The 4,754-nt window shown below is 56.7% G+C and carries 3 protein-coding genes; 1 reads left to right on the top strand and 2 read right to left on the bottom strand.

Going from position 1 to position 4,754, the window contains the following annotated elements:
• On the top strand, positions 1-1,880 hold a 1,880-nt coding region (locus tag AB4043_RS14915; protein WP_442307396.1), incomplete at its 5' end, for a TonB-dependent receptor domain-containing protein.
• A 91-nt stretch (positions 1,881-1,971) separates the two neighbouring features.
• On the opposite strand, the gene AB4043_RS14910 is transcribed toward AB4043_RS14915, so the two are convergent.
• Complete coding sequence (locus tag AB4043_RS14910) at positions 1,972-2,721, bottom strand: glycosyltransferase (RefSeq protein WP_442299860.1); 750 nt, start codon at positions 2,719-2,721, stop codon at positions 1,972-1,974.
• A gap of 70 nt (positions 2,722-2,791) precedes the next feature.
• A complete protein-coding gene (gene pabB, locus AB4043_RS14905; RefSeq protein WP_442299410.1) occupies positions 2,792-4,522 on the bottom strand; it encodes an aminodeoxychorismate synthase component I in 1,731 nt (576 codons plus the stop codon).
• Positions 4,523-4,754: the final 232 nt, after the last annotated feature.

Below are 4,754 nucleotides of genomic sequence, written 5' to 3'. Positions count from 1 at the left end.
TTGTTCGCCCTTTGAATCAGCAATCTGTCACGGGCTTCTCGCAGTTTGGCGCGCAGAGTTCCAACCCGCAGTTCCAGAATCCGACCATCTTCAATCCGAAGGGCAACTTTACCTGGGTAAAGAGCCTGCATACGATGAAGTTCGGTTATGAAAACCAGCTTGTTCACACCGAAGTGAATGACTACAACCCCAGCTACGGTTCCGATACCTACCAAGGGACGTTCGCCGCGAACGGGAATCCTTCCAACACGACGGTTGCGAGCGGTGCTCCCACGCTGTCGAACCAATTGCAGCAGGCGCGTAACCTCGCTGACTTCATGTTCGGAAACCGCAGCGACTACGCTCTTACAACCTTTGCCGTCGTGAACCTGCGTCAGCGTTACAACTTCATGTACTTCCAGGACGACATGAAGGTATCCCCGAAGCTCACGGTGAACGCCGGTATTCGCTACGAAATCGTGACGCCTCAGTTCGAGCGTGACAATCGGCTTGCGAACTTCGATCCTCGTACCAACACCCTCATTTCCGCCTCGGGCGATAGCGTTGCCAGCCGCGCCCAGGTCAATACGCCTAAGTTGAATGTCGCTCCGCGTTTCGGCCTCTCTTACGCGGCAACGGACAAGACAGTACTGCGTGCGGGCTACGGCATTGTTTACACCCAGTGGAATCGTGCTGGTGGTGAAAACAACCTCACCTACAACGGTCCGTACGTCGTAAATGCAACGATCACGCAGACCCCATCCCTGGGACTCTGCACGAACGACACCCAGCTTCAGTCTGCCTGCTTCCGTCAGACGCAGCAGGGCTACTCTGTCAACCTGACATCGCCGGCTTACTTCAACCCGCTCAACGTAACCACTCGTTACATCCCGCGTGATCTCAAAACGGGTTATGTGCAGAGCTTCCACGCCGGCTTCCAGCAGACTCTTGGCGCCGGTTGGCTCGTTGATCTGGCCTACGTCGGCAATGTCTCAAAGCATCTGCAGATCCTCGCAGATTACAACCAGGCAACTCCTTGCGCTGTCGGCCTGACGACGTGCGGTACTCAGCAGTCCCGTCGTCCAGTCTCTACCTTTGGCTCGATTGAAATTGCTTACGGTGCTGGCGCTGCGAGCTACAACTCGCTGCAGTTCAAAGTGGAGAAGCAGGCGGCTCGCGGTCTGTTCCTGATGAACGCCTTCACCTGGAGCCGTACCTTCGACCAGTCGGGTGGACACCTGGAGGCGAACTCGGGTGACAATTCACGTGTTGACTACCGCAACCCGGGCGCTAGCTATGGCCCGTCAAACTATGACCAGCCCCTCACCAACGTCACTTCGGTTGTTTATGACCTTCCATATGGTCATGGACGCCACTGGGGATCTGGTTCGGGTTATCTGGCCAACTCCGTGTTGGGTGGCTGGCAGTTGACGCTGATCAATACGATGACCAGTGGATTGCCCATCAACGTCACCTATGCAATGCCCTCGGGTTCCAACCTGAACGTCTCTGGTCTGGTTACCTACCGTCCAAATCGTGTTGCTGGAGCAGCGTTGCGTGGCGCAACCCTGACCAAGAGCAACACCGCTCTGAACGGATATATCAACGCAGCGGCATTCACCGTGCCGAGCGATATCGCTGGATCGACCAATCCCTGGGGTACCGCCAGCCGCAACCTGATGCGTGGATTCGCCTTCTATCAAGCTGATTTCGGCTTGCACAAGGCATTCCCGCTATGGAGCGACGCTGCAAACTTTGATTTCCGTGCAGAGGCCTTCAATCTGCTGAACAAGGTGAACTACTCCACACCCAGCAGCTCTGTGAACTCGTCGGGCTTCGGTTCGATTACGGCCGCACAGCCTGCTCGTCAGTTGCAGTTGGCAGCGAAGATCATCTTCTAACTGCTACTTCACCACAACAAGAAGGGCGGCCAGCTGGCCGCCCTTCTTATTTGATACGAAATCTGCAAGGAGTCTGAAATATGCAGGACCCTTACTGTTGCTCCGCTTCGCTCGGTGTCTCCCAGTAGCGATGGTCGTTTGCGAAGTAGGAGTCATTCCACGTGTTCAGCATGGTGCGGAAGAAGAGGAAGACCATGCGGAGCCGGCCGGTGCGGAGGAAGCGCCGGTTCGACGTGAGGATATGGCCGCGCAGAATGCCGAACCGTCGCGGAGAAATCTGGCGGGTGAGGTGATAGTCCTCGGCGAAGAGAGCCGATTCATCGAAGCCACCCAGACGATTGAAGGCGGCAGTATCGAAAAGCAGAAACATCCCGGTCCCGAACGGCTTGGTGAACGAGCCGATGCGCTGCATCAGATTGTTTGCCAGGTAGAGCGCATGATCGAAGGGATTGCGGCTCATACAGCGGATCGAGGTCGTCAGGCAATGAAGCCTCCTGCGGCGCAGCAGACGGACTGCGCGACGGATCAGCGTGTCATCGTCCAGTTCAATATCGGCATCGAGAAAGAGGATATAAGGGGTCGAGGCCACCCGAGCGCCGGCATTTCGGCCAACGGAGGGAAGTCCGCCGGGGATGACCGTTACATTGAGCCGGTCGGCAAATTTCATGGCCAATTCGACGGTTCCGTCCGTCGAGCCGGCGTCCGCAACAAAGATCGGTACGAAGCGCATTGCTGGCAGATCCTGTCTGGATAGGGAATCCAGCAGTCGCGGCAGGTAAGCGGCTTCATTCTTGGCAGGAATTACGATGGTCAGTTCGGATGGCGAGCACACGACGTCCATGCTCAAGCATGTGGTGCATCCCACTGCGGGCAGGTGAAGCTTTCATGAAAACCCTGTAAACAGTGCAGGGTTACCGCTCCAGGTACCCGATGGGAAGCATCCCGCGGACGGAGTTCCCAAGGTACAGACGATCTGTCGGTAAAAGGCCGTCCAGCTTCAGGGAGCGCTCCTCAGGGTGGAGATGGGCGCGCATCACACCTGGCAGTACTCCGTCTGTCAACGGAGGCGTAAACAGCTTTCCGTCGCGTTCGATAAAGAAGTTCGTGATCGCTCCTTCGGTGATGTTGCCATCTTCGTTGAGAAAAAGGATTTCATCGAAGCCATGCTCGCGCGCGAGACGAAGTTGTTCGTCGTAGAGCTTGCGGCGGGTGGTCTTGTGCTGAAGAAATAGATCTCCCGAGCGTGTCCGGATGTTGGAGAGCAGCACTCTCAGCGGACGGTCTTCGAGCTGAACCGGCACAGACTCGATAGTGAAAACGCCAGAGCGATTACTGAGCACTCGGATACGGTGCGTGCCTGAGAGCGTCTGGACCGTTTGCTGGAGAGCAAGACGCAGCTTATCGAGATCGCAGGCGAAATCGAAGTAGGCGGCCGATTGCTGCAGACGGGCGAAGTGTTCCTCGAGAAAGTGAAGGCGGCTTCCATCCCACAGCATGGTCTCGATCAACTGGAAGGGCTGTGCGTCCTGTTGCAGGAAGGCTCCCTTGAGCCGCGTCTCTTCGTACTCCGCAGCGGCGTCCGAGTCATATGTGATTCCCGCGCCGATTCCCATCTTCGCGTGGCCACCTTCCAGCGTGATGGTGCGGATTGCCACGGAGAAACATGCTTCGCCGCCGGGCGCGATAAAACCGATACAGCCGGTATAAGCGCCTCGCGGCTCTTCTTCCAAAGAGTGAATCAGTTCCATGGTTTTGATCTTTGGAGCGCCGACGATGGAACCTGAAGGGAAGAGCGCCCGGAAGATCTCGGCATAACCGATTCCGGGGCGCAGATCGCCATGAATGGTTGAGGTCATCTGGTGCAGCGTCGAGTAGCGTTCTACCTCGAAGAGCTTGTCGACATGAACGGAGCCGGTTGCACAGATACGTCCGAGATCATTGCGCAACAGATCGACGATCATCAAATTCTCGGCGCGGTTCTTTTCGTCATTTGCCAGCCACGCCATCTTCTCGCGGTCTTCTTCAAGATCGCGGCCGCGCTGCACCGTACCTTTCATGGGACGCGTCGTGATGCGGCTTCCTTCGCGGCGGAAAAACAACTCCGGCGAAGCGGAAAGGATCTGCGTCGATCCGAGATTGAGGAAGGCGCCGAACTCAACGGGTTGTACGGCAAGGATGTGATGCAGCAACGCTTCAGGAAAATCTGTGTAGTTCCATTGGAGCTTCGTCGTCAGATTGAGTTGATAGGTATCGCCTTGCTCGATGTGCTGCTTGATGCGCGCGATCTTATCCGCAAAGGTCGATGCAGACATGGTGATGGAGGGACCTTCGATCGAGATCTGCGACGGCTCTGGTTGGTAGCTGAAGCTCTCTCGATCGGGGTAGATGCCAAACCATGCCAGCCGCTGCGGGGACAAGAGGCGCCGCAATGAGGGCTCAAGGGCATAGCCAGCTTCGTAGGCGAGATACCCGGCAGCGTAGAGGCCTTTCGCCACGGCGCTGTCGATGCGCTGCAACAGCTCTTCCAATTCCTCCACCGTAGAAGCGGTGATGGTCTCTACCGGATTACGGAATAGATAGCTGGATGCCCCGGGAAGAGCATGGATCAGTGCAACGGTACCAACCTGGATACGAGGGAACACGCTCTCTTCAGAATAAGCTGCAGCAGAGCAGATGCGATCTGGTAGCGTCTCGTCATGCCCACAAGGCCGAAGCGGAGAGGTCTCTGGTTGCTGGCCTTCGCAATCGCCGCAATCCTGATCGTGTGGGGAATGAGACCTCGTATCACGCCAATCAAGGGATCTGCGATCGCTAATCGAGTCACGGTTGAGAAAAGCAACCATCGCCTCCTCTTATATCGCGATGGCGCTGTTC

Source organism: Terriglobus sp. YAF25, assembly GCF_052113305.1.
In the GTDB taxonomy this organism is placed as follows: Bacteria; Acidobacteriota; Terriglobia; order Terriglobales; family Acidobacteriaceae; genus Terriglobus.
This window is presented reverse-complemented; position numbering and strand designations above follow the sequence as displayed.